This window comes from Endozoicomonas sp. PH6C, from assembly GCF_059322965.1.
On sequence record NZ_CP185342.1, the window covers coordinates 6,816,957 to 6,842,044 of the forward strand.

At 48.3% G+C, this 25,088-nt stretch carries 28 protein-coding genes; 13 read left to right on the forward strand and 15 right to left on the reverse strand.

Annotation, left to right across the window (positions count from 1 at the left end):
* Together ACOMG9_RS24270 and oppF are read left to right on the forward strand one after the other, a co-directional pair.
* Complete coding sequence (locus ACOMG9_RS24270; protein ID WP_448215122.1) at positions 1-996, forward strand: ABC transporter ATP-binding protein; 996 nt, start codon at positions 1-3, stop codon at positions 994-996.
* The gene (oppF, locus tag ACOMG9_RS24275) at positions 993-2,018 is read left to right on the forward strand and encodes a murein tripeptide/oligopeptide ABC transporter ATP binding protein OppF (RefSeq protein ID WP_448215121.1); all 1,026 of its coding nucleotides are present in this window, start codon (positions 993-995) and stop codon (positions 2,016-2,018) included. Before ACOMG9_RS24270 ends, oppF begins: the two co-directional genes overlap by 4 nt.
* Before the next feature lie 47 nt (positions 2,019-2,065).
* On the opposite strand, the gene ACOMG9_RS24280 is transcribed toward oppF, so the two are convergent.
* Positions 2,066-2,548 (reverse strand): DUF29 domain-containing protein, encoded by a 483-nt coding sequence (locus ACOMG9_RS24280; RefSeq protein WP_422136107.1) that lies wholly within the window; start codon positions 2,546-2,548, stop codon positions 2,066-2,068.
* 78 nt (positions 2,549-2,626) lie between these two features.
* On the opposite strand from ACOMG9_RS24280, the gene ACOMG9_RS24285 reads away from it, so the two are divergent.
* Positions 2,627-2,782 carry a hypothetical protein gene (locus tag ACOMG9_RS24285; protein ID WP_422136106.1) on the forward strand — a complete coding sequence of 52 codons (156 nt, stop codon included), beginning with the start codon at positions 2,627-2,629 and terminating at the stop codon, positions 2,780-2,782.
* Between the two features lie 72 nt (positions 2,783-2,854).
* On the opposite strand, the gene ACOMG9_RS24290 is transcribed toward ACOMG9_RS24285, so the two are convergent.
* The gene (locus ACOMG9_RS24290) at positions 2,855-4,120 is read right to left on the reverse strand and encodes an ATP-binding protein (RefSeq protein WP_448215120.1); all 1,266 of its coding nucleotides are present in this window, start codon (positions 4,118-4,120) and stop codon (positions 2,855-2,857) included.
* A 466-nt stretch (positions 4,121-4,586) separates the two neighbouring features.
* Between ACOMG9_RS24290 and speE the strand changes: the two genes are divergently transcribed.
* The 4 genes from speE to speB are packed head-to-tail and all read left to right on the forward strand — an operon-like array spanning position 4,587 to position 9,300.
* A complete protein-coding gene (gene speE / locus ACOMG9_RS24295; protein WP_422139410.1) occupies positions 4,587-5,465 on the forward strand; it encodes a polyamine aminopropyltransferase in 879 nt (292 codons plus the stop codon).
* Positions 5,458-7,440, forward strand: coding sequence for a biosynthetic arginine decarboxylase (gene speA, locus ACOMG9_RS24300; protein WP_448215119.1), 1,983 nt, complete (start codon positions 5,458-5,460; stop codon positions 7,438-7,440). Before speE ends, speA begins: the two co-directional genes overlap by 8 nt.
* A complete protein-coding gene (locus ACOMG9_RS24305; protein WP_422136102.1) occupies positions 7,440-8,369 on the forward strand; it encodes an adenosylmethionine decarboxylase in 930 nt (309 codons plus the stop codon). The genes speA and ACOMG9_RS24305 overlap by 1 nt, the downstream gene beginning before the upstream one ends.
* Positions 8,370-8,373: 4 nt before the next feature.
* Entirely contained in the window at positions 8,374-9,300 is a 927-nt protein-coding gene (gene speB, locus ACOMG9_RS24310; protein WP_494529549.1) for an agmatinase, read from the forward strand.
* Positions 9,301-9,312: 12 nt separating this feature from the next.
* On the opposite strand, the gene ACOMG9_RS24315 is transcribed toward speB, so the two are convergent.
* Complete coding sequence (locus ACOMG9_RS24315) at positions 9,313-9,978, reverse strand: YiiX/YebB-like N1pC/P60 family cysteine hydrolase (protein ID WP_448215117.1); 666 nt, start codon at positions 9,976-9,978, stop codon at positions 9,313-9,315.
* 159 nt (positions 9,979-10,137) lie between these two features.
* The gene (locus tag ACOMG9_RS24320; protein WP_448215116.1) at positions 10,138-10,479 is read right to left on the reverse strand and encodes a type II toxin-antitoxin system ChpB family toxin; all 342 of its coding nucleotides are present in this window, start codon (positions 10,477-10,479) and stop codon (positions 10,138-10,140) included.
* A 118-nt stretch (positions 10,480-10,597) separates the two neighbouring features.
* Between ACOMG9_RS24320 and ACOMG9_RS24325 the strand changes: the two genes are divergently transcribed.
* Positions 10,598-10,810: a hypothetical protein gene (locus ACOMG9_RS24325; protein WP_494529550.1), complete on the forward strand. Its 213-nt coding sequence runs from the start codon at positions 10,598-10,600 to the stop codon at positions 10,808-10,810.
* A gap of 106 nt (positions 10,811-10,916) precedes the next feature.
* Here the strand turns inward: ACOMG9_RS24325 and ACOMG9_RS24330 are convergent, their stop codons facing one another.
* The 7 genes from ACOMG9_RS24330 to purE all read right to left on the reverse strand — a co-directional run bounded on the left by ACOMG9_RS24330 (position 10,917) and on the right by purE (position 15,961).
* The gene (locus ACOMG9_RS24330) at positions 10,917-11,300 is read right to left on the reverse strand and encodes an RING finger domain-containing protein (protein WP_448215114.1); all 384 of its coding nucleotides are present in this window, start codon (positions 11,298-11,300) and stop codon (positions 10,917-10,919) included.
* Between the two features lie 263 nt (positions 11,301-11,563).
* Entirely contained in the window at positions 11,564-11,746 is a 183-nt protein-coding gene (locus ACOMG9_RS24335) for a hypothetical protein (RefSeq protein ID WP_494529551.1), read from the reverse strand.
* A gap of 71 nt (positions 11,747-11,817) precedes the next feature.
* Positions 11,818-12,654, reverse strand: a complete 837-nt coding sequence (aroE, locus tag ACOMG9_RS24340; protein WP_448215113.1) for a shikimate dehydrogenase — start codon at positions 12,652-12,654, stop codon at positions 11,818-11,820.
* Positions 12,655-12,685: 31 nt separating this feature from the next.
* Complete coding sequence (gene hemF / locus ACOMG9_RS24345; RefSeq protein WP_494529552.1) at positions 12,686-13,654, reverse strand: oxygen-dependent coproporphyrinogen oxidase; 969 nt, start codon at positions 13,652-13,654, stop codon at positions 12,686-12,688.
* Between the two features lie 54 nt (positions 13,655-13,708).
* Complete coding sequence (gene tsaC, locus ACOMG9_RS24350) at positions 13,709-14,254, reverse strand: L-threonylcarbamoyladenylate synthase type 1 TsaC (protein ID WP_422139404.1); 546 nt, start codon at positions 14,252-14,254, stop codon at positions 13,709-13,711.
* A 77-nt stretch (positions 14,255-14,331) separates the two neighbouring features.
* Positions 14,332-15,471 (reverse strand): 5-(carboxyamino)imidazole ribonucleotide synthase, encoded by a 1,140-nt coding sequence (locus tag ACOMG9_RS24355; RefSeq protein ID WP_448215110.1) that lies wholly within the window; start codon positions 15,469-15,471, stop codon positions 14,332-14,334.
* Between the two features lie 4 nt (positions 15,472-15,475).
* Positions 15,476-15,961, reverse strand: a complete 486-nt coding sequence (purE, locus tag ACOMG9_RS24360; protein ID WP_317144230.1) for a 5-(carboxyamino)imidazole ribonucleotide mutase — start codon at positions 15,959-15,961, stop codon at positions 15,476-15,478.
* A gap of 484 nt (positions 15,962-16,445) precedes the next feature.
* On the opposite strand from purE, the gene ACOMG9_RS24365 reads away from it, so the two are divergent.
* From ACOMG9_RS24365 to ACOMG9_RS24380, 4 genes are all read left to right on the forward strand, one after another.
* Positions 16,446-16,775: a hypothetical protein gene (locus ACOMG9_RS24365; RefSeq protein ID WP_448215109.1), complete on the forward strand. Its 330-nt coding sequence runs from the start codon at positions 16,446-16,448 to the stop codon at positions 16,773-16,775.
* Positions 16,776-17,046: 271 nt separating this feature from the next.
* Complete coding sequence (locus ACOMG9_RS24370) at positions 17,047-17,895, forward strand: SIR2 family protein (protein WP_448215108.1); 849 nt, start codon at positions 17,047-17,049, stop codon at positions 17,893-17,895.
* Positions 17,880-18,920, forward strand: coding sequence for a DUF262 domain-containing protein (locus ACOMG9_RS24375; protein WP_448215107.1), 1,041 nt, complete (start codon positions 17,880-17,882; stop codon positions 18,918-18,920). The genes ACOMG9_RS24370 and ACOMG9_RS24375 overlap by 16 nt, the downstream gene beginning before the upstream one ends.
* A gap of 59 nt (positions 18,921-18,979) precedes the next feature.
* On the forward strand, positions 18,980-20,071 hold the full coding sequence (locus ACOMG9_RS24380; RefSeq protein WP_448215106.1) for a DNA cytosine methyltransferase: 1,092 nt from the start codon (positions 18,980-18,982) through the stop codon (positions 20,069-20,071).
* Between the two features lie 36 nt (positions 20,072-20,107).
* Here ACOMG9_RS24380 and ACOMG9_RS24385 read toward each other — a convergent pair whose 3' ends face one another.
* From ACOMG9_RS24385 to ACOMG9_RS24395, 3 genes are all read right to left on the reverse strand, one after another.
* Positions 20,108-20,794 carry an HNH endonuclease gene (locus ACOMG9_RS24385; protein WP_448215105.1) on the reverse strand — a complete coding sequence of 229 codons (687 nt, stop codon included), beginning with the start codon at positions 20,792-20,794 and terminating at the stop codon, positions 20,108-20,110.
* Positions 20,795-21,041: 247 nt separating this feature from the next.
* Entirely contained in the window at positions 21,042-22,172 is a 1,131-nt protein-coding gene (dprA, locus tag ACOMG9_RS24390; protein WP_494529553.1) for a DNA-processing protein DprA, read from the reverse strand.
* Positions 22,173-22,178: 6 nt separating this feature from the next.
* Positions 22,179-23,207, reverse strand: coding sequence for a LysM peptidoglycan-binding domain-containing protein (locus ACOMG9_RS24395; RefSeq protein ID WP_448215103.1), 1,029 nt, complete (start codon positions 23,205-23,207; stop codon positions 22,179-22,181).
* Between the two features lie 297 nt (positions 23,208-23,504).
* On the opposite strand from ACOMG9_RS24395, the gene ACOMG9_RS24400 reads away from it, so the two are divergent.
* Entirely contained in the window at positions 23,505-23,939 is a 435-nt protein-coding gene (locus tag ACOMG9_RS24400; protein ID WP_494529554.1) for a DUF29 domain-containing protein, read from the forward strand.
* A gap of 87 nt (positions 23,940-24,026) precedes the next feature.
* On the opposite strand, the gene ACOMG9_RS24405 is transcribed toward ACOMG9_RS24400, so the two are convergent.
* Positions 24,027-24,935 carry an SPRY domain-containing protein gene (locus tag ACOMG9_RS24405; protein WP_448215101.1) on the reverse strand — a complete coding sequence of 303 codons (909 nt, stop codon included), beginning with the start codon at positions 24,933-24,935 and terminating at the stop codon, positions 24,027-24,029.
* Between the last annotated feature and the right edge of the window lie 153 nt (positions 24,936-25,088).

The window sequence follows — 25,088 nt, forward strand, 5'->3', positions numbered from 1 at the left end:
ATGCAACTATTAGATGTCGATAACCTGCGGGTTCGATTTACGACACCCGACGGGGATGTCACAGCCGTAAACAATATGACCTTTTCTCTGAACGCCGGCGAAACACTGGGTCTGGTAGGAGAGTCCGGGTCAGGTAAAAGTCAGACCGCTTTTGCCCTCATGGGACTGCTCGCCAAAAACGGCATTATTGAGGGTTCTGCCAAATTTGAGGGCCAGAACATTCTCGGTCTGAGTGAAACAGAGCTGAACCGTATTCGTGCCCAAAAGATCTCCATGATCTTCCAGGACCCCATGACCTCACTGAATCCCTACATGAAAGTAGGGCCTCAATTAATGGAAGTTTTACAACTTCACGAAGGCATAAGCAAAAAAGAAGCCTTTGAAGAATCCGTAAAAGTGCTGGATGCGGTAAAAATTCCTGAGGCTCGCAAGCGAATGAATATGTATCCCCATGAATTTTCAGGCGGCATGCGTCAGCGGGTTATGATTGCCATGGCGTTGCTGTGTCGTCCCAAACTGTTGATTGCTGACGAACCGACCACCGCACTGGACGTCACCGTTCAGGCCCAGATCATGGAGCTGTTGAATGAGCTGAAGACCGAGTTTAACACCGCCATCATTATGATCACTCACGACCTGGGGGTTGTGGCCGGCATCTGTGACAAGGTACTGGTGATGTACGCCGGCCGTACCATGGAATATGGCACCACCAACGAGGTCTTCTATGATCCTCGTCATCCTTACTCCCGAGGCCTGCTGGGTGCGATTCCACGACTGGATACAGAGGGTGAAACTCTGCCCACTATTCCGGGCAATCCTCCGAACCTGTTGAGCCTTCCACAGGGCTGTCCTTTCCAGGAGCGTTGCCCCCACGTCATACCACGTTGCCAGCAGGAAGCGCCGCCACTGGAGAGCTTTGGCGAAGGTCGTCAAAAAGCCTGTTTCTGGACACCCGACAACCCCGTAAATACTTCCGGCAGGGGGGTGGCAGCATGAGCCTTCAGCCAGCTATAAAAAGCCCTCAGCAAGCTATAGAGAGCCCTCAGCCTATTTTGAAAGTTCGGGATGTTAAGGTTCATTTCCCGATTCATAAAGCCAAAAACTGGCCCTGGGAGAAATCCCCGGTCCTCAAAGCCGTTGATGGTGTCAGTTTTGATCTCTTCGAAGGAGAAACCCTCGGTGTCGTAGGTGAGTCCGGTTGCGGCAAATCAACACTGGCCCGCTCGATCATTGGTCTGGTGAAGGCTACGGAGGGTAAAATTCTCTGGCAGGACGACAATATTGCCGGGCTACCGGAAAAAGCCATGAAAAGTATCCGCAAGGATATCCAGATGATTTTTCAGGACCCTCTGGCGTCACTGAACCCGAGAATGACCGTAGGCGATATCATTGCCGAGCCTCTTCACAACTATTACCCGGATCTCTCGAAAGATGAGATTCTTTCCCGGGTTCGTGAAATGATGACCAGGGTGGGCCTGCTGCCTAATGTTATTAACCGTTATCCCCACGAGTTCTCTGGTGGTCAGTGTCAGCGTATTGGTATTGCCCGGGCACTGATTCTCAAGCCGAAACTGGTGATTTGTGATGAGCCGGTAAGTGCTTTGGACGTGTCCATCCAGGCACAGGTGGTTAACCTGCTGAAAGAGCTTCAGCAACAGATGGGACTGTCACTGATCTTTATTGCCCACGACCTGAGCGTAGTCAAGCACATCAGTGATCGGGTACTGGTGATGTACCTGGGTAATGAGGTAGAGACCGCCAAGGCCGAGCCGATGTATGATGCCCCCCGTCATCCTTACACCAAAGCTTTGTTGTCGGCGGTGCCTGTCCCTGATCCGAAAATGGAAAAAGAGAAGGAGATTGAACTGTTGGAAGGTGAACTGCCATCGCCTATCAACCCACCCAGCGGCTGTGTCTTCAGGACCCGCTGCCCGATAGCAGAAGCCAGCTGCGCCGAGCATCGTCCAAAACTGATGGATGTTGGCAACCAGCATTTTGCGGCCTGTCCCAAAGCCTGATTAACTGAACGGCAAGACGACTCACCTGCCATTAGACAGGTGAGCAGTTAGCCTTCCGGCAACCAATTCTCTGTCATGATTTGCTCAAAATCCCAGGGACAGCTCTCTGGAAAACTGCTCTCATCCAGTCTCTGATGGGGCTGGACGTAATCATTCATGGCCTGAATAGCCAGTTTCTTACCACTGGCGTAAGCGTCGTCAAATACCTCACAGACTTTATGATTCAAGTGGGAACGGTCCTGAAGCAGAATGACCAGCTGTTCCCTCTGTTCCCGGATAGTGCCTTTCCAGCTACGGCAGTTATAAGGCTCTGGAAGCACCGGATTAATGACTTGAGTCTGGTACTGGTATTTGAGCAAGTGCAGCAAGAGAGTCGTTAGCCTGGATCGAAGGGTGTTTCGATCATTGCCCATATCATCAAACTCCTCAATGACTCTCTCCAGATCAAGTTGATCAAAGCGCCGGTTGATCAAGTGATCTTTCTGTTGCTCTTTCCAGCGATAAAAGTCAGTTTCGTACAGGTTTTCCATAAGCTACCTCCATTGCTCTTCCACTTTAGGCAAAAACAAAAAGGGGAGCAAAGGCGAACTGAAGAAAGATTCCTACAGATGGGGCTGTCACTGATCTTTATTGCCCATGACCTGGGCGTAGTCAAGCACATCAGTGACCGGGTACTGGTGATGTACCTGGGTAATGAAGTAGAGACCGCCAAAGCCGAGCCGATATATGTCGCCCCCGTCATCCTTACACTAAAGCGCTGCTGACTGCGGTGCCTGTCCCAAGGCCTGAATCTTTACTTCTTGCCATATCTGCTGACGCAGATATGGCTCCCTTTCTCATAAACCTGCAGAACAAAACAGGTAACTGACTGGCACAGCCACTAGCTGATCCGAGAAGGGTAGTACCCTGTCTCCGTTATAGACGATAACACCTCGTTGAATACATCCTGTTTTTATCAGCATTTCCTGAGCCGCAAACATTTCCTTCTTAATCGTTAAGCCTGCTTTCACTTCAATACCTGTCGCTCGTCCGCTACGTCCGGACAAAATAAAATCCACCTCTCGCTTGTTTTTGTCACGGTAATGGAACAATTGACAGTCCTCATCACTGACAACGATAGCTTTCAGCAATTCTGAGCAAACCCAGGTTTCCATCATTGGACCCATCAGGTTTTTATCAGCCTGAAGCGAATCTTCATTGATACCTCTCAGCGCACAAAGCAGTCCAGTGTCCACAAAATGTATTTTGGCCTGCTTGACACTTCGTTTCAGCTCATTGCGATGCCAACCGGGAATTCGCTTCACCAGATAAAGATTTTCCAATGCCGAAACATACTTCTGTACCGATTTAATATCCATCTGCACAGCCTTTCCAAGACTGGCATAGTTCAAAGCATTTGATGAAATAGAGGCTAACCGTTTCAGTAGTTGAGCCATTTCATCCAGCTTTTGCAGCTGGAACACTTCTTTGATATCTCGCCGAACAATGGCATCGCTATAGGAAAGATGCCAACGAGCCCTCCGTCCTGGTGAACGTTGCTGAACTTCAGGATAACCGCCGCAGACAATCGCCGGGATAACGTCATCGTATCCAAAAGAAATCAAGGGCTTTGGAACAAAATCTGGAGACAAGAGTTGTTTAATAATATCGTTTTCATCACTGCTGAATAAAGACTGTTGCAGCTCAGGTTGACTGAACGGATACAGGGTCACGAACTCAACTCGACCAGCCAGAGAATCTGCCAGTGTGGGCAGCGTCATAAGATCAGCAGAGCCGGTCAGAATAAAAGAACCAGGCTGACGATCTTCATCTACTAACAATTTGATAGTACGTACCAGTTCAGGAGCCCTCTGAACTTCATCAATAATGACAGGGCGTAATTGATGACGCAGCAAGCCAATAGGATCATCACGGGCAATGGATAGAATATTCTCGTCATCCAAAGTTAGATAACTACCCTTTTCTATTAGCTCGGGCAGCTCCAGAAGATGCTTGCTCAGAGTAGTCTTTCCAGACTGTCTTGGGCCGGTTATCACCACTACGGGTGTATCAGTCAGACATTCCTGAAGGTACCGTTCAAGAGCTCTGGTAATGTAGGGCATATTTTCGACCAAAATGGATTTTAAACCCGACTATTATGGATTTTAGTTAAGACTAAAATGGATTTCATTTAAGACTATTATGGATTTTAGTTAAGACTAAAATGGATTTCCAATAAAGATATAATGAATTTAAATCACTCAGTCATATTGCCTGTCAGCTGGTTTGGGACGAAGCCCATGGCTCCGCAAGCCGGTCAGACTGAATGGTTGAAAACCCGACATCACCCCTGAAGCGTACTGATTAATTATGTTTCAGGGGTTGTCATCTGGGCATTTCAAGGGTTTAATTCGCGCATTCTAAACAGCCCTGAGCTTGATCAACGATCGAGCCTTCCGGCAGAGTGAAACGCTTAATAAGTGCTTCCCATTCACTGTTGGTTCTTAATTTCCAGTTTCTCTATCCCTGTCCTGACTGGCTGGTTGGACCTTCCCGTTATTGAAGGTTGGTTTTAAAAGGAAAGGCATCATGCTAAAAGACAACACATACCTTGAGACCCTCTATAATGGCTACGGCCAGAGCTTTTCCGTCGATGAGATGTTGTTCGAACAAAAAACCGAACACCAGCATCTGGTCATATTCAACAATAAGATGTTTGGTCGCATGATGGCACTGGACGGTGTTATCCAGACTACAGAAAAAGATGAGTTTATCTATCACGAAATGATGACCCATGTGCCGATCCTGACTCACGGTAACGTCCGTCGTGTTCTGATCATCGGTGGTGGTGACGGTGGTATCCTGCGTGAAGTGCTCAAGCACAAAAGCATTGAACACGTCACTATGGTTGAGATTGATGGCGCAGTGGTCGATATGTGTAAAAAATGGCTGCCTGATCACTCCGCTGGCGCTTACGAAGACCCACGGGCCCAACTGGTGATTGACGATGGCATCAACTTTGTCAGTGACTGTGAAAAAACACCTGACGGCAGCTTTGACGTCATCATTTCTGACTGTACAGACCCCATCGGTCCCGGTGAAGTGCTGTTCTCTACAGAGTTTTATGCTGGCTGCAAACGTCTGCTAAAAGAAGGTGGCATCTTTGTCGCTCAGAACGGCGTCTGCTTTATGCAACTGGATGAAGTAGAGACCACCAGCCGTCGTCTGGGCCATTATATGAAGGACTGCTACTTCTACAGTGCCGCTGTACCCACTTATGTAGGTGGTATCATGACCTTTGCCTGGGGCTCCGACAATCCCGAAGCCCGTCACGTTTCTCTGGCAACGGTGACTGAACGTTTTGAAGCCTGCGGTGTCGAAACACATTATTACACTCCCGCTATCCACAAGGCAGCTTTTGCTCTGCCCGGATACGTAGAAAAGGCGATACAGAAGGTCAATGACTAACCCAGTGATGCCCGGCTTTCCGGAAGGCCCGATAAACAACCCTGACGCGGTGATCAGAGAAAGCGGATGGAGCGTTGAAGCCTCACGCTCCACGTACAACGCCCGCTATTGGAGCCAGGGATACTTCGATATTAACGACGATGGTGAAGTCGTTTATCTGCCCAGGGGCAGACCGGCAGTCAGTCTCAATAATATTGCCGCCCAACTGGTCCGCAAAGGTGCATCATTACCGATCCTGGTACGTTTCCCGGAGATTCTCCACGATCGGGTTAACACACTGTGTGACGCCTTTAACCAGGCCATTGGAGAATATGGCTATCGCAATGATTACCTTGCGGTTTACCCCATCAAGGTGAATCAGCAGCGAGCCGTGGTTGAAGAGATTCTGGAAAGCCAGGCCGCCAGGCAGGATCGCCAACTGGGTCTTGAGTCTGGCAGTAAACCTGAGTTGCTGGCGGTATTGGCCATGGCCAAGCGTGCCAGCTCTGTCATTGTCTGCAATGGCTACAAAGACAGGGAATACATTCGTCTGGCACTGATTGGTGAAAAACTGGGGCATCAGGTCTATATCGTTCTGGAAAAAATCACCGAACTGGAAATGGTTCTGAAAGAAGCCAAAGAACTCGGTGTCACCCCAAGACTGGGGCTTCGTGTTCGCCTTGCTTCCCAGGGTAAGGGAAAATGGCAGGCCAGTGGTGGCGAGAAATCCAAGTTTGGTCTGTCTGCCAGCCAGGTACTGAATGTCATCAAGCGACTAAAAGACAGTGGCAACATGGACTCTTTGCAGCTGCTGCATTTCCATCTGGGCTCCCAGATGTCGAATATTCGTGATATACGCAAGGGCATCAGCGAATGCGCGAGAGTTTATGCAGAACTGTATCGCCTGGGTGCACCGATCCATTGTCTGGACGTGGGTGGCGGTCTGGCTGTGGACTACGAAGGAACCCGAAGCCAGAGTAACTGCTCCATGAACTACAGCCTCCAGGAATATGCGAACAATATCGTTTATACCCTGGGAGACCTTTGCGCCGAACAGGCCATTCCTGTACCCAGGATTATATCCGAGTCGGGTAGAAACCTGACGGCTCACCATGCCGTCCTGATCACCGACGTAGTGGGTGTTGAAAGCTACGAGCCGGAAGAACCTGATGCACCGGGCAAAGAGGCCCCACAACTTCTCCATAACATGTGGCGCTCCTGGCAAGATCTGGTGAAAGGTGTTGAGCAACGGGCACTGGTTGAGCTGTTCCACGACACTCAGAGTGACCTTTCAGAGGTTCATACACAGTTCGGAATCGGTCTGCTGGATCTTGAGCAAAGAGCCTGGGCAGAAAGTATTAATTTGAGAATTTGTTATGAGCTGTCCAGACGTCTGTCTCATAAAAACCGCTCTCACAGACCTCTGATTGATGAGCTGAGTGAAAAACTGGCTGACAAATTCTATGTCAACTTTTCACTGTTTCAATCTCTACCCGATGCCTGGGGGATTGATCAGGTTTTCCCGGTGCTGCCACTTTCCGGCTTGAACCGTCCGCCGGAAAAGCGGGCCGTTATGCTGGATATTACCTGTGACTCCGATGGCACCATCGACCAGTACGTTGATGGTCAGGGCATTGAAACCACTCTGCCGGTACCTGAGTGGCACCCGGATAAGCCTTATATGATTGGTATTTTCCTGATTGGCGCCTATCAGGAAATTCTGGGTGATATGCACAACTTATTTGGCGACACCGACACGGTATCTGTTCGTGTCACGGAACTGGGATTAGTCGAGATGTTTGATTTCCAGACCGGAGACACAGTGGAAGATGTTCTTAAGTACGTCAATCTGAAGCCGGAAAGCTTCCTGCATACCTACAAGAAACTGGTGGAAGAGTATCTGCCGGAATCCAGCCGGGCCTCTGTGCTGGCAGAGCTGGAAGCGGGCTTGAAGGGTTACACCTACCTTGAACACCTGGGAGGAATTGAGCTGTGATGTTCTTCGAAGGCTCTGAAAAAAAAGTAGAAGTCATTATAGCGACTGAAGCCGGTTCGCTGCGTGGGCTGGGCAAAAACTTCTGGTCCGATATGGTAGCCAAGGCTCAGGCGGACATTCTGACGACCCTGAGCAATGACTACTGCGACGCTTACCTGCTGTCTGAATCCAGCCTCTTTGTCTGGGAAGACCGCTTCCTGATGCTGACTTGTGGAACCACAACTCTGGTCGATGCCTTCCTGTTTTTTCTGGAACATGTGGCTGACGAACACATTCTGTTTGCCAGCTTTCAGCGCAAAAATGAGTACCTTTCACATCTGCAGAAAACCTCTTTTGAAGAGGATATTCACCGGATTCAATCTGATTTGAAAGGTAGTGCTTTTCGTATTGGCAGTCTGGACAGTCATCACAACTATATCTTCCATCTGAATCGTCCCTACCAGCCCAGGGCCGATGACCAGACCAGTGAGTTACTGATGTATCACATCAAAGGTGAGAGCGCTCAATATCTGCGCGGTGAAGGGCAAACGATTGAAGGTATCCGAAAACTACTCAGACTGGAAGAAATATTGCCCGGTTTTGATCTGAGTGACTGGCTTTTTGAACCTTTTGGTTATTCTCTCAACGCCATCAGAGGTGATCGTTACGCCACTTTCCATATCACACCTCAGGAAGACAGCTCCTATGTCAGTTTTGAGACCAACCTGAATATGGAAGACGCTGCTATTCTGGAAAGTCTGCTGGAAGCCCTGCGCCCGGGCAGTTGGGACCTGATTGGCTTTAATGCACCAGCTCCCCTGCGGGAAAATGGCGAGTTCAGCTGCCTGACAGAATGCCTTCTGCCTTTGGCCTGTGGCTATGAAATGAGTTTTAATCATTACCAGCACACAGAGCAGCGCTCACTGCAGGCCGTGGAGCTGACGGGATAAGATCATGACTACGCTGACAAAGAAGGAAGACCACTCCCTTTACGCTAATGCCTTTGGCTTTCTGCGGCTGCCAATGGATTTCAACCCTGTTCAGTCTGGTACAGACCTGATCATTACCGGTGTTCCGTTTGATCTGGCGACTACAGGGCGCAGCGGCGCTCGCTTTGGTCCTGAGGCTATTCGCAAGGCTTCAGTCAACCTGACCTGGGAGGGCAAACGCTGGCCCTGGTTCTTCAGCCTGAAAGATCATCTTTCTGTGGCTGACTGCGGTGATCTGGTCTTTGAATGCGGCAACGCACAGGATATGAGCGATACCCTGTTCCAACATGCCGACCGGTTATTGTCTGTTGGCAAACGTATGCTGACGTTTGGCGGCGATCACTTTATTACCCTGCCTTTGCTCAGAGCCCACGCCAAACATTATGGACCTCTGGCACTGATTCACTTTGATGCTCATACCGACGACTATGACCAGGGTGGTAAGTTCGACCACGGAACCATGTTTTATCATGCCCAGGTTGAAGGGTTGATTGATACCTCGGCTTCGACCCAGGTGGGTATTCGAACCAATTACGATCACAAGAACACCCCCTTCAATATTCTGGATGCCAGTTACGTCAACATTACCTCAGTGGCAGAGATAATTGACAATATACGTAAAAGAACAGGTAATCGCCGTGTTTACCTGACCTTTGATATCGACTGCCTGGACCCGGCTTTTGCTCCGGGAACCGGAACCCCGGTTTGTGGCGGCCTGACCTCGGACCGGGCTTTACAGCTGCTCAGAGGTCTTGAAGGTCTGGATATTGTGGGCATGGATGTGGTTGAAGTCGCGCCGGCTTACGATCTCGCCGATATTACCGCTCTGGCTGGTGCTACGATTGCTCTCGAGATGCTTTATCTTCAGGCAGCCCAATCAAAAGCCACCTGACAACCATCCGGCTCAGGCAAGCTGCCCGTTGGTGCTCTGCCTGGCAGGGAGTTGTCCTACCACTCTGACCACTTCAAGCTTATCGGAACATGACAGCAGGGCAGGGTGTGAGCCTGGCTCTCCTTCAGGTATCGGCTGTCCCATCTTCTGATAGAAGTCTATCCAGTAGGGGAATATTTCTCCGGTTTCCAGATCACGGAACCCCATGGGGGTTTCCGGAAATACCGGCTCTCCCTTGTTGGCAGACCTGAACGCTTCCAAAACAAGAGCACTGCAGTACCAGGCTCGGTCACTGATATCGGATTGAGCATGACCCTCCGGAGAGAAGTTTCTGTTATAGGGCGAGTGCAATTGCTCATCAGCAAAGGCCAACGCTTCATCAACTAAAGCAAGCCATGGAGACTTGAGACGAGCCATCAGAATGCAAGGCCGCCCCAGTCCATCACATACGGATTTGTCGATAAACTGATTCAGACTTACTGTCTGAACCTTTGGCATGACCGCTTCAACCAGCTCCCCGCCTTCCATAGCAATGGCGACATGATTCAGAGCCATGCCGTTGTAACCGGCAAACAGTCTGCTGATAACCCACTCCAGCTCTCCTCCCTTGCGCAGTTGAAACAGAAGGTCGCCTTTTTGCAGTTCTGGAATGGAAATTGCGTTTGGCTGCTCAGTCATTTATCAAAATCCTCATGAAACCTGATGAGAGATTTCTGGAAATATTCAGGTTTTCTGCAGCCTCAGCCGCCGAAAGATTCATAAGCTCCAGAACACAGAACCTTACAATTTCCCTGGATGATCCGTCCTTCTATTTCTGATTCGTTTTGTCACAGGACGCTACTCAATAACAGTTTGAAGCTTTGCCAGGACTTCATTAACCAGTGTTTCAGGGGCGCTCTCAACCTTCCTTGATTGCCTTGCCCCAAGATCAATCATCCTCACACCATTAATGAGCACCACTCCCTGAGTCTCTGTTCCCGTTCCCATCAATGGAACAGTAAAACCCTGCACACGGGAATAATTACCTTCCTGGGTAATTGGGGCAACCAGCATAGAGCCCAAGCGATTAAATGCGTTTACGGAGAGTACAAGACAAGGTCGGCTCTCTCCCTGCACTTCAGATCCCGACACTGGGTTTAGATTCACCCGGACGATATCGCCACGATCGTAAATGCTCAAAGTGCTTCATCCCCAACAGGCGGGATAAAAAGCTGGCCTCTTTTAAACAACAGCTGTTCGGCGAAAAAACCGGAAATATCCAGCAGGTATCAACCGGATTCACAGCAAGAATCAAGCAATGATTGTCATTGAGGATTTAAAGGTATCCTATATGTCCAGGCCAGCGAAAGGTACGACTGAAAACCCTGGTGTCAAGGTCAAGGCCAAATCGGGTCTGAACAATACCATTCTTGATCAAGGACGGTATGAGTTCAGGTGGCAACTTGAATATAAGCAGCACTGGTCGGGTGGTGATGTTATTTCAGTGAAACCTCAATCCACCAGAAAGTAGCAACCCTGGCCAGGTGCCCCCATAGAAATACCTAACTGACTTCTTTTAGTCATTGTTAATCCACAATGTTTGACCAGATTGCACTTCAAGCCACATACTGCCAGACCTATCTGGGGAGAACTCCCTCATCTGGAGAGAAATGAGACGTCTCAAGCCCACCATAAAAGCGAAACCTTTGCCGTTCATCAACTGAATGCGTAACCACATGTACACTATCCCCATACAAATTGTTATTGCCCCCAAATTGAGAGAATGGCGTGGCGGGCACTGGTTGTGCTTCCCTTTCCCCGAGACTTCTGCACATAGGACAGGTTCTATTATTCACTAGCCAGGTCGCCAGGCATCTTTCATGAAACATATGGGTGCATGGTTCGAAAACCTTGACTTCACTTCCGGCAAAAGGTGCATAACAAATAGGGCAATCTTCGCTCAGCTCTTGATAACGTGCTGACTGATCATTTGGGCTGTTGGGTGGTGTGATTCCGTTCATATCTCTTACTCCTATCTCTGTTTTTCAAATAACCTGTAGCCTTAGATCATTTTCTATCCATTTAGTTCCCTGTGCTTATTTTTTTGGTACGCCCGGCATGGACATGAACTTATGGGCTGAAAGCCCCTTGTGGAAGAACCTACACAGGATTCTGCCTTAAAAATTGCAATGCTTTGCAGGTTCTTATAATCAGGCACTACGAATGTTCATCTCTGGCTTTATGGCGATAGCAGGGTATTTTTTTAGCAGCTTTTTATCGTGAATTAGTTTTTAAGGGACGCCCTTCGTTTCGCCACTCGCTCGTTTCTTCGTGATGAGTTTCCGGCAGCTGGTTCCAGCGGTTTTTTGATGCGTTCAAGGGTATCCAGCTTTTTCGGGTAATGGGTTTCCAGTAATTCCCTTACTTCTTGCTCCATAGAACGGTTAGCAAAATCGTCGGGGGTCATTTCTTTCGAGCTTACGGATCGCCTGTAACCTTCATGATCTCGCCAGCCTCGGAGTTTGGCTGCTCAGTCGTTTAACCCCCAGAGAGCTCATTTCTGAGCATTTCCAGAACAGGAATGGCCTCCGGACGGACACCTCTCCAGATAGCAAACTGCTCTGCGGCCTGTTCTACCAACATACCCAGACCATCAATCACGGTTCCCGCCCCCTGATCCAATGCCCAACGGTTGAATACTGTATAAGAAGCTGAATACATCATGTCATAACAACAGGTCGAAGCAGCAATGACTGATGGTGGAACCGGAGGCAGATCGCCATGCAAACTGGCAGAGGTTCCATTGATGATAATATCAAAATGACCTTCCAGTTCTGAAAAACCGGAAGCTTTTACGGGTTGCTCCGGAAACAGGTCTGCCAGAGCCTCGGCCTTGCTGACAGTGCGGTTGGCAATCACCACTTCGGACAGCTCCTGTGCAAGGATCGGCTCAAGGATACCTCTTACCGCACCACCAGCCCCAAGAACCAGCACCCGCGCTCCTTTGATTGAAACACCATTGTTGACCGTCAGGTCCTGAACCAGACCGAGTCCATCGGTATTGTCTCCGTTGAGAGCACCTTGTTCATCCAGCCAGAGGGTATTAACTGCCCCGGCTTTCTGAGCCCTCGCCGTTCGCACAGTTGATAGCTGCCAGGCCTGCTCCTTGAAAGGAACCGTTACACTCAGCCCCAGGTAACCACCGTTATCAAAAAAGCGTTTAACGGCCTGTTCAAAGCCATCAACCGGAACCAGTTGGGCGTTGTAACTCAGCCTGTGCCCCACAGACTCTGCAAACATGGCATGAATTCTGGGCGACTTGCTGTGCTCAATGGGGTTTCCCATCACAGCGTAATGATCAACAGGTATGGCCATTGTTTTTTCTCGGGGAGTGTCACTTTAAATATCAGACCCAGTCTCTGGGTTTCAGAAATTCATTGTACAAACGGGCCTCTTCTGTCCCGTCTTCAGGGTGCCAGTTGTAATCCCAGCGCACAACAGGCGGTAGAGACATCAGGATAGACTCGGTGCGGCCACCGGATTGCAGACCAAACAGTGTGCCACGGTCGTATACAAGATTAAACTCAACATAACGCCCGCGCCGGTACTCTTGAAAATAACGGTTCTGTTCTGTGTATTCAGTGTCCTTACGCCTCTGAACGATGGGCAGATAAGCGTCGATATAACTGTTGCCTACCGCCTGCATAAACTCGAAGCAGCGTTCAAATGGCCACTCGTTAAGATCATCGTAGAACAGACCGCCGACACCACGGGGCTCGTCCCGATGCTTCAGGAAGAAGTATTCGTCACACCATTTTTTGAAGCGGGGATAGACCTCTCCGCCAAAAGGTTCGCATGCGGATCTGGCCACCTGATGCCAGTGTATGCAGTCTTCTTCGAAACCGTAATAGGGTGTCAGGTCATAGCCACCGCCGAACCACCAGACCGGATCAGCCCCCTCTTTTTCGGCAATCAACAGACGAACATTGGCATGAGACGTTGGCACAAACGGATTCCTGGGATGAATCACCAGAGAGACCCCCATGGCCTGAAAACTCCGGCCTTCCAGCTCGGGTCTTTTTGCGGTGGCGGAAGGGGGCAGTTTATCGCCTTTTACGTGGGAGAAGTTCACTCCACCTTTTTCAAACAGAGAACCATCTTCAATAACCCGGGCACGGCCACCACCACCACCGTGGTAATCCCAGGTTTCTTCACGAAAAACAGTACCAGTGTCTTCTTTTTCCAGGGCGTTACTGATAGCGTCCTGCAATGACAGCAGGTATCGCCTGACCCTCTCTACCTGTTCATGGCTGTCTAGAGGCTCGCTGCTGTTTTCCGGACTTGTGGCTTTTCCGGTTTGGGCATCGGTCACCATAATACTCCCTGGGCTGGCTGGATAAAAAAGAGACGCAGTTTAACAGAGCCGGAATCAACCGGCCCGAATCAGTTGTCCTGTCTGAAGATCACGAATTTCAGAAGGTTCGGTCTGTGGGCCCGTTTCACCGGAAACAATCAGAGATACCAGGTTTCCCATCTGTTCCTGAACCTGCTGCTCAGTCATTAGAGGAGATTCTCCTGCCCGGTTGGCAGAAGTGGATACCAGTGGCTGCCCGGCCTGTTCACAGAGCTTTTTAACCACCGGGTGAGCACTGACCCTGACAGCGACCGTATCGAACTTTCCACGAACCCAGTCCGGTGTCCATCGCTCAGTATCAGGCAGTAGCCAGGTATAAGGCCCCGGCCAACTGGCTGATAAGGTTTCAAGCTGTGCTTCGGTCAGGTTGGAAAGCAGGGGAGCAATCTGTTGTTGAGATGAGGCAACCAGTATCAACCCTTTTTCAACAGGGCGATGCTTAATAGCCAGCACCTTGTAAACAGCTTCCCGATTCCAGGGGTCGCATCCGAGCCCCCAGACCGCTTCCGTAGGGTAGGCTATGACCCCCCCCTGTTCGATAACAGCCTGAACTTTAGACATAGCGTTTCATCAACTTGATCAGCGAGTAGCGGAGTTTAGCAAGGCTGTAAAAACGCCGCTAGCTGATCAGGACTGACTCAGGCTTCTGTTAATGACTTTCCGACACGTTCATGCAGCGCAGGGTAGGCTGCCTGATCGAGCCATTGCGTCAGCTCACAGAGCTTGTTTTGCACACTGACGGTACTCCCACCACAAACATTGATGTGGCCCATTTTGCGACCAGGCCGTTTTCCTTTGCCGTACCAGTGAATATGAGCCCCCTCCATTGCTATCACAGCATCGGGAAGCGTGTCTTCACCCAAAATGTTGATCATAGTGGTTTCACGGATAAGACGGGTACTGCCCAAGGGCATTGCACAAATAGCGCGCAGATGATTTTCAAACTGACAGGTTTCAGCTCCCTGCTGAGTCCAGTGCCCGGAGTTGTGAACCCTTGGCGCTATTTCATTGACCAGCAGGGAGCCATTGACATCAAAGAACTCCAAAGCCAGCACTCCGACGTAGTCCAGACTCTCTGCTACTGCAATGAACATCTGCTTTGCCTGTCCCTGCAAAGCCTGATCAGTGATCGCAGTAGAAAGACTCAACACCCCGTTGGTATGTACATTCTCGGCCAGAGGGTAGACCGCAACCGCTCCATCTGCGCTTCGGGCACCGACCAGTGAGACTTCACGATCAAAAGGGACAAACTCTTCGGCAACAATAGCCTGATGCTCTGTAGCTGCAATACATTCGGCCATTTCTGTCCAGATGGCATCAGCCTGATCCGCCTCTTTTAACCGCCACTGCCCTTTACCGTCATAGCCGCCCAGAGCACTCTTGAGCACCATGGGCAGCCCCACGTGCTCAATGGCTTTCCGGAAGTCTTCGTATGACTGAATGACAAAGTATCGGGCATTTTGAACGCCTGCATCGTCCAGCCGTTTTTTCTCGATTCGGCGGTCGCCACCGGCCTCAATAGCTTCTGTAGATGGCAGGAATTTACCGCTTTTCTCGCAGATAGCCAGAATATCGAGGGGAATGTGCTCAAATTCTGCGGTAACGACATCAGCCTGCCTGATTGCCGATTCCAGGTCATCACCGGTGGTCATTTGAGTCAGTGGGTGAACCACTGTTTCGCTGCTTACATCATAAGCACTGATTTGAATGTTCAGCGGTGCGCCAGCCAATGACATCATTCGCGCCAGCTGACCGGCCCCCAGCACTAAAACCTGCATCAGATTAATCCTCAGCCGGATTGGGATTAGCCAGAACCGTGTCCGTTTGTTCTTTACGGAAAGCTTCTACTTTAGCCATGACCGCTTCGTTGTGGGTACCAATGATTTGAGCGGCCAGAATACCGGCATTGGCTGCACCTGCCTCGCCAATGGCCAGAGTTCCTACGGCAATCCCTTTGGGCATCTGGGCGATGGACAGTAATGAGTCCATACCCTTCAGTGCTTTGGACTGAACTGGCACACCCAGAACAGGCAGGCTGGTGAAAGCTGCAGCCATACCGGGCAGGTGAGCCGCACCGCCTGCGCCTGCGATGATGACTTTGAGGCCGCGCTCTTTGGCACCAGTGGCGTAATCAGCCAACAGCTGGGGAGTCCTGTGTGCTGAAACCACTCTGGTTTCATAGCGGACTCCAAACCGATCCAGCATTTCTGCTGCCAGTTTCATCGTTGGCCAGTCTGACCTGGACCCCATGATAATGCCGACTTCCATCTCAAACTCCTGTAAGCCGTGTAATGGTCGGTGGATGATTCGGGGTAGATTATAAGAAGACTTGTACGTTTGAGCGAATAAGCATTAGAAAATCTTGCAATAAAATCTCAATGGTCGGGAAAATGATTGTTTTTTGTTCAGATTGAAACCCAGGCCCACACTAATTGAGAATAAGCCCCCCCAATGTGAATCGGGTTCTACAAACTAATACCATGGGCATGAAACCTGTTCATGGTTTCATTTCGCTGTGCTGCAGGAAAACTGCCCTTGATGCGTTTCCGGACTTCGCCAGTCCACAGTCTAGTCGGTAATGATCGACTTACAGACTCCACTTTTCTGGTTAATGACCGTGAAGATTCTGATCTTTGTGTCTGTTTTGAAGTTTGGTCTGTAATGCAAAATTGGAACACAAAAATATTTTTAACACAGTGCGCTGCAAGGTTTAAAATAAGCGCCTTTAAGACTATTTAATTCAGGGGTAGTAATGGAAACGTACAAGCAGGAGTTTGGCAAGGATTACCCATTGGGCATCCGTATCCCGGTCTACTTTAAAGACCAGTCTTACCGTAACGATACCGGCCCTTCCTTCGTGTACGTTCAGGGTCACAAAATTCTGAAAATCTGCGTGCTTCCAGAAGATCCTCGACACCGGGAAATTGACGACAGCCTGCGTTACTGCCTTATGGAAATGAAAACGTCACAAGATGATGATTATCAGGAGTTTGTGGACGTGCGGTCTGAGGCAGAGTCGCCAGAAGAGTTTGAGCAGGTCATTTTCGATGAGCCAAAACTGAAGCAGTGGTTAGAAGTTTAGATGTAAATGCTCGCAAACAAGATCGTCTTTGCCTGCAAACATAATTCATTCAACAGGAATACAAGGATTTTTTTTGAGTAAGAATTTGTTCTTGATTCTGGGTAACGGGTTCACCATAGATTTCCTGAAACATATTGGTCGGTTTGATGACATAGACGTAATCAATTTGTTTCGAAGAGGTACCGAGGTCCCTTGGCCTGCGACAGGAATGCCCGGTTTTCTGTCGTTTAAACACTGTCCGAACTTATGGAACCTAGGTGCAAGACCAAACATGAGTGCCAAGGATGCGATGGATCTGATCGAGGATATCATCACCTGCGTAAATGTCTATGCATCAAAGAAGAAGCCTGATGAGTTTGGCCTGAGTGGCCGACCAAATGATATCTATATCCACGCCTACAAGGAATTGATCCAATACATTAAGCACTTGTTTGTTTTTTATAACAAACAAGTGCCAGTAATACCGGACTCAGCTCAGAGCTGGCCTTGGCTTGAGTTTATAAGGCATGCCAGTGAGTCAGATAGCTATAGCGAAATAGTGGTTGTTACATACAATTACGATGTTTGGCTAGAGCGCCTTCTGGACCGTTTCAAGATACCCTATAAAGTTGGGCTTATAGGCGACAGAGTAGAGAATGCGAGGATAAAAATACTCAAGCCCCATGGCTCAATTAGTTTTCTTCATGAGAGCAAGTCTTCCAGGGACTCTTATGGAATAAAGTACGACCGTGAGCTTCAGGATGGTTCTACTGAGGAATTTTCGGTAGGTTATGATGACCTGGATGATAATCACCTTATCACAGCCCTGATTCCCCCAGCAGGTGACTCAGAGCGTTTTCGTCGCACATGGTCTTTCCCCATTAGAGCTGAAGCAAAGCTTAAGGCTGATCGGCTGGGCAAGGATGATGAAATGATTATTTGTGGCTTATCCTACTGGCATGTAGACAGGTCTGAGCTTGACGAACTGTTTATGGGGTGTGATCCCTTGCTCGACGTGACTATGGTAAACCCTGCTCCTCAAAGAACAATCAATGCAGTACTAACAAGCATATTCAGCAATTTTGTTACATATTCCAGTTCTGAAACTCTCAAGGAGAAAATGAAATGTCAGTCAGCCTGATGCGAGAAACTAACACGATCACGGTGGCTAACTTCTGGGAGAGCTATCTGCTGAAGAAATACAATTTCGACCCTGCTTATCAAAGAGATAGTGTCTGGAGCGATGAAAAACAGTCATTTTTTATTGATAGTTTACTTAAAAACTTCCCTATTCCGCCTATCTTTTTACATCAAAAGATAGACGATGATACCGGTAAAACAAAATATGATGTCATTGACGGAAAACAGCGTTTGACATCTATAGTTCGGTTTTTAAAAAATGAAATACCGGCGTCAGATGAGTTTGAAAACACCCCTTTTTATGATGAAAAAATAGCCGGAGTGTACTTCAGGGATTTAGATGAAAAGGATTTGACTGAGTATAAAAAACGGTTTTGGAGATATGTTGTTCCTATTGAGTACATAGATACTTCAGACAAAGAGGTAATAGACAATATATTTGACAGACTAAACCGTAACGGAGAGCCATTGAAGGGGCAGGAGCTGAGAAGATCAAAGTACCATGGAAGTCTGCTTCTTAACCTTATTGAAAGGGTGTCTGAAATGCCATTTTGGAAAGATCGGCTGAAAGGAACAGACGTTGCCAGGATGGAGCATTATGAATTTATCTCGGAAATAATGTTCCAGCAAATTGAGGGAAGACCTTTGCACGCTAACCAGGATATATTGGATGAGCTTTATGAAAAGTACAATAAAGCAACCCTGGACTGGAGTGGTATTGAAGCTAGATTTTCCCAAGTTACTCACCTTATGAAATCTTTAGATATTGAGTATAAAAAGTTCAATGTTGGCGGCGTTTCACATCTTTATGGTATCTGGTGCCTGTCCGATTTTTGTGAAAGAAAAGGTATAAAGCCAGACGATATTAAGGGAAAGCTTGCTGAATTCTATACAAAACTTCGCACCCGAGACTCTGATAATGAAAATGTCGAAGCCTACAGCAAAAGTATGTCGTCCAGAACCAAGGATGAAAGACAGCGGAAGCGTAGAATGAGGGCACTGATAAATTATCTCGAGTTGGAGTGATTTTTTCATACAGGCGAAGTTGGTATAATTATCATTTTGAGCACAAGACAGGCTTTTTGATGAAAACGATTGAAATGTGCGCCGGTGCCGGCGGCCAAGCCATAGGTTTGCATGAGGCAGGCTTTTCCCATGCGGCGCTCATTGAAATCGATCATCATGCCAGTCAGACCTTGCACCTCAATAATCAGACTCACGGCTTGGGGTGGGACAATATCGTTGAGGGTGACCTAAAGCACTTTGCAAAACATGAAGCTGAAGATTACCGGGGGCAAATTGATCTGGTTGCAGGGGGAGTGCCATGCCCTCCATTCAGTAAAGCCGGCATGCAGCTTGGTAGTAATGATGAACGTGATCTTTTCCCTACAGCACTAGAGATTATTCAGAAGGTTCAACCAAAGGCCGTGATGCTGGAAAATGTTCCGGGTCTTCTGGAAGATAAGTTCAAAGATTACCGGGATGAAATATCTAGTAAGCTTTTTGAGATGGGTTATCTCTCTGATTGGAAGCTGCATCAAGCCAGTGACTTTGGTGTACCTCAGTTAAGGCCCAGAGTTATACTGGTGGCAATGAAGCCGGATTACTTTAAGCATTTTCACTGGCCTCAACCTCTAAATAAGCGACCTAAAACTGTAGGTGAAGCTCTTTGTGATCTCATGTCATCCAATGGTTGGGAAGGCGCTGATAAATGGAAAAAGAAGGCTGATAAAATAGCTCCGACACTCGTAGGTGGATCCAAAAAACATGGAGGACCTGATCTGGGGCCTACGAGAGCCAAACGACAGTGGCAAGAGCTTGGTGTAAATGCTCACCGAGTTGCCAATGACGATGAAATTCCGGGAGAAGGTTTCATAGGCGTTCTCAAAAGAGATGGAACGATCCAGCCTGGTTGCGAAGGAATGCCGTTGTTGAATATTCGAATGGCTGCAAGGATTCAGGGTTTCCCTGACTATTGGGAGTTTTTTGGTGGAAAGACTCATGCTTATCGACAAGTCGGAAATGCATTTCCTGCTCCTGTTGCTGCGGCTTTAGGTAGACAAATCAGGAAGGCGCTTCTTCAGAAAGCACCGGTTCGTAAGTTGGTGTCATCACATCGAGCCTTTGAAACAATGGATATGTTTAAGGATCAAGATCTCGCTGCACAAGTAGGCTAATTACTAACAAGCATTTGCATGAGCGGTAATTCCCAATTATGCATGCTTTCTGGTCAGAATATCTTCTCGATAAGCTTCTACAGCTTTTCTGATAGCTTCTTCCCGACTGATGGATTCAGTCTTGCTGATACTCTCAATAACCTTAAGTACAGGCTCACTGAGATACAACATGGAAGGTACGCCATGTTTATCAGGGAAAGCCCATGAGCAGGTCTGACAATTCAAATTGCATCCTTCGCAAGCCCTCCTTTTCTCGACATTGCAGTTGTTACATATAGGCTGCCAGTTTTCTAAGTCATTAGTTCCTCCACGGGAGAGAGGTATTTTGTGGTCCGCTTGCAAACCTCTAACCCCCGCTTCGGTCTGAGTACCACAGGTTGCACAGGTATTTTCAGCTTCAAAAAAAAGAAGATCTTTTTGCGCTTTCGTAAGATATTCCCTCACTTGTGGAGCAGTCAGAATGTCTGATCTTAAACGCCAGGCATGGCCTTCAAATTCTTCCTGATAAGCAGATTCTAGGTCACAACCCAATGCATCTCTTAACTCTCTGGTTCGACGATCAAAGTACTTCTGTCTTGTCAGTTCAAGCAGTTCAGCAGAAGATACCCAAGGCTTAGGAAAAGGAGCACTGTTTTTTCCCCATACACGCTTCAGGATGATCTGTTTTACGTTACTTAACTTCTTCTTGATGGGAAGCTTTTGATAATAATCTTCAAAAGTCATAGATATTTCATTTCTGGTACTAATGTTTGTGATATATCGTACCAGAAGTGAAAGATTTAAATTATCAGTGAATATCAGCGTTTTTGCGACTTGGACTGGCGAGTTATAACCCGATGGCTTGCGGGCTTCCCGCATGGGGATGACTCCGCTTTGCGACCTGACGCACTTACGATATATCGCAGAGGCCATGTAGGTTGAGGCTCTTATTGACCGGTATGAGGCAAGAGCCAGTGAGGAAGTGAGGTGGCTACCCCGTCCGGATATAACCACCAGGCACCGACTCAATAAAACCTTCCAGCTCCATTTCAGTCAGAATGACAGAGATTTGGTCAAACGAGAGCCCTGATATCTGGCAGATCAGATCCACACTGACGGCTTCACCGTTCATGCTTTCCAGAATGACTCTTTGTAACCCTGACAAGTCAGAGCTGGCGGATTCAGGTTTATGAGAGGGTTCAACAAAAGCCCGGAGATAGCTCTGCAACTCAATCAGGATATCCTCAGCCGATTCAACCAGAACAGCCCCTTCCTTTATGAGCTTATGACAGCCACGGCTGAGAGGATTTAACACAGAACCCGGTACAGCAAAGACTTCGCGCCCCTGCTCGGCAGCCAGTCTGGCTGAAATCAGGGATCCGCTGTTCAGTGCTGCCTCAACCACCAATACACCCGATGACAAGCCACTGATGATGCGGTTTCTTCTTGGAAAATGTCCGGGGTTTGGTGTCGTCCCCAGGGGAAATTCGCTCACGAGAGCGCCCTGGATTGCTATAGCCTGATACAGGTCGCCATGGCTTCTTGGATAAACCACATCCACCCCGGTTCCCAGAACCGCTATGGTACTGCCATAACTGCCCAGCACTCCCTGATGCGCAGCTGCATCTATCCCCAATGCCATACCACTGGTAATAACCAGTCCTTTTCGAGACAGTTCCTTAGCCAGCTCCTGAGCGAGTCGACGCCCCTGGGGAGTCGGTCTGCGGCTGCCGACAATGGCGAGCTGAGGCTCATTCAAGAGATCGATATTACCGATCACGTAAAGCAGGGGAGGCGGGTCACTTAACTCTTTGAGAGCAACAGGGTATTGAGGCGATTGCAGGGTAATTATGTGATGAGCCTGGCTGGATTCCAGCCAGAGTCGACAATGGTTCAGACGCTCAAGAATATCGGGGGTCTCAGGATTCCCTGATAATTGCGCCGCCAGTTTTTCCGGCAGCCCCATTCTCAATGTCTGATAAGAGGCTGACAGAATAGCGTCTGCAGAACCAAACTCCCGGATCAGACCATTGAAGCGAACCGCACCTAATCCGGGCTGAAAGGAAAGCAGCAGCCATTTGCGTAAAGGCTGCCAGATGGAATCATGGATTTGCTGAGTCATTGCACCTCAGGGGCTTTTCAGAGTGTCTCCTACACCTATTTCTTCATAGGCAGTCAGCACAATACCATAGCTCACTTTTTCAAAAGTACGATAAATCATGATCATACCGGCTCTTTCAGGAGGCAGATTGACCATTTCTCCACTGATCTGATCCTTAACCTTCAGATTCTTGTAGGCATTGAGTATATCGCCCTGACGCAAACCTTCCCGGATACCCCGATTGATAATAACGCTGTTGAACTGACCGACTTTTTTCACCCCATCAACCACAGAAACAATTTTACCTTCCACCGGTGCATCAGGTGCTCTGGGGAAGAAGGTAGTTTGAAGGCTGAAGGTGTCTGCTGGCAACACTTTATCACCAGGCCTAACCTCCTGCTGGCTTGTCTGGATCTTCAGACTGGCAATGCCATTGTCGACTTTTTGCAGGGAAGCATCGGCCACTTGATGGCCAATAATACCCAGTACTTCACCGCTGTCAGGATCTTTCAGAACGTCTCCGGCTCGGAGAATGTCGAGACTCTTGTCCAGAGAGCCTATTTGTCCCCGGACATAAACCTTGTCTCCCGCGCCGGTTATAATTCGTTCCTGTCTGGAAGCAAATATATAAGGAGCACTTTCTAACGCCCGTTTAGAGGTAAATACCCGGCTGCTCTTGAGAAAGGCATCGATTGCGCTGAGCGGGATAGCAGGAATTGCGGATTCAGCAGGCAGTGTTCTTACTTTCGGGCTGAGCTTGATGGTTCTGCCACTCTCGCCACGACGGACAATCGTCAGCCTTGGACGACCATCGATGTAAACCAGGCTCACCAGATCACCGGGGAAGATAAGATGAGGGTTATGAATCTGGGGGTTTGCGTGCCAGATTTCAGGCCATAGCCAGGGACTTTTCAGAAAGCGGTTGGAAATTTCCCACAGCGTATCCCCTTTTTTTACCATGTAATCCCGGGGAGAATCTGACTTGATCGGACTCTCGTAAGCTATCCCTGATGACGACAGGCAGAGCAGAAGAACGCCCAGTACTATGCTTCTCATTGGTTACCGATCCCTTGCACTTGTTGTTGGTTTTATTCCAGCAGTTTATCAACGGGTCCTGTCATCGGGCAATCAAACCCTTCAATATGAAGAAAATCTGCCCACAAAATTGTGACTTATCTTTTTTATTCCACTGCACCCATAGCCGATAAAACAAAAGCTCAGGGACAAATCTGAGTCACTATTGTTCTCGACCGGCAACGGCCTTTCTGTACTTCAGAGCAAATCAGGAAACTATCCAAAGCAGTGATTTTTGCCTACATTAGGAAGGCTGGAAGGCAGCTAGGGAGGTGATATATGGAAAACCTTTATAAAACTGATTATTACCAATGGGTCAAACAACAAAAAGAACTTTTGATAAACCGTCAGTTTGACCAGCTTGATCTGGAACATCTCATTGAGGAAGTTGACGATATGGGTAGGCATGAGCCCCGGTCACTCACCAGCCACCTGAAGCAACTACTTATGCATCTCCTCAAATGGCAGTTTCAACCAGAGCGTCGATCAAGAAACTGGCAGGACTCCATTATTCTCCACAGGGAGGATGTTGAAGAACTGCTCGAGGAGAATCCAAGTCTGGGGCCGAAAGTACCTGAACTTTTCAGCAAGGCCTATAAAAGGGCGGTTGTACTGGCGGTTAAGCAAACCGGCCTCCCCACCAGGACTTTTCCAAAAGAATGCTCATGGACCTATGAGCAGGTGATGAAAGATGGCTGGTTGCCTGAGGAATAGCAGGGCTTGAAACTGTCGGCAGGTAACTATCAAGAATAAAGTGAAGAAAATACCTGTTAAAACAGCCAACAAAGGTTATATGCTTTGCTAGCTACTATTGCTATCGTAACCTTCAACGTCGTCTGTCATTTCTTTATCAGCAATGAATCTCTTTAATGGTGGAGCGGTAGGAAGGTGGGCAATCTGCTCTTCAAATTGAACCCGACTTCTGACTGACAACTTTGACAGTTCTTGTAGCGAAAGGGGGGTATTTGAGCCTTTGATATATTTGATAGCGATCCTTGCGCCAATACAAGTAACGCTCACAGCCAGAAAAACGGTTTTATGCTTTAGCCCCGAAAACGCATCTCCCAAATACTTCCCGTTGATTCTGAAGCCGACGGTCCCTGCATTCATATCTATTATGCAGCTTATCGTTTTCGGCGCTGCAAATGTACTGTTTGATTCGTCTTTGGGGTAATTGCCTATAGTTTGGCCATTATGAAGCAGTTTGTTGTTTTTTATATTCCAGCCCCATGAGGACTCTGTGCTACCTAGAAGGTTTGTGTATCCCTCTCCATGGTCAGGGGTACCCGCCAGTGCGACCCCAATTACCGAATGAGAGCCTCGCCATAATTTCAACCATTCAATGTCCAGAATATGAATGCCTTTTGAAAAGCCGGTATCCGACATGGCAATTTCTGTTCTATTCTCAGTAGAGTCAAGGAGCTCTAATTTTGTTGGCTCATCCTCGAAGATGCGAATATAGTCGCCGCTTTTGGCTATATCCCAAATGGTGTGAATGAAGAAATTGCTACCATTTTGACGTTCCATAGCTTTCAAAGACAGGGATGTATGACCACACTCCGGCAATGGGACCATTTTATCGACTTTCCTTCCTTTCCAAAAAGTATTGCGATGTCCAGCTGTGGTTGCCCGACTGGTCAGGGAGTTGGAACTTAGACACGATATTGGCAAACACGACAAATATTGTGAAATACGGCTTGATGGATCCATAATTACATTCCCTTTAATTAATATTTATTTAGATAGCTTTAAATTGAAAAAGTTCCTTTTTTGCCCCAATTTTCACCACTCCATCGATAACATTCCGATTTCAAAAAGTTAATAAGTCGTGCCAACCATTAATTCGAATGTGATATATATTTG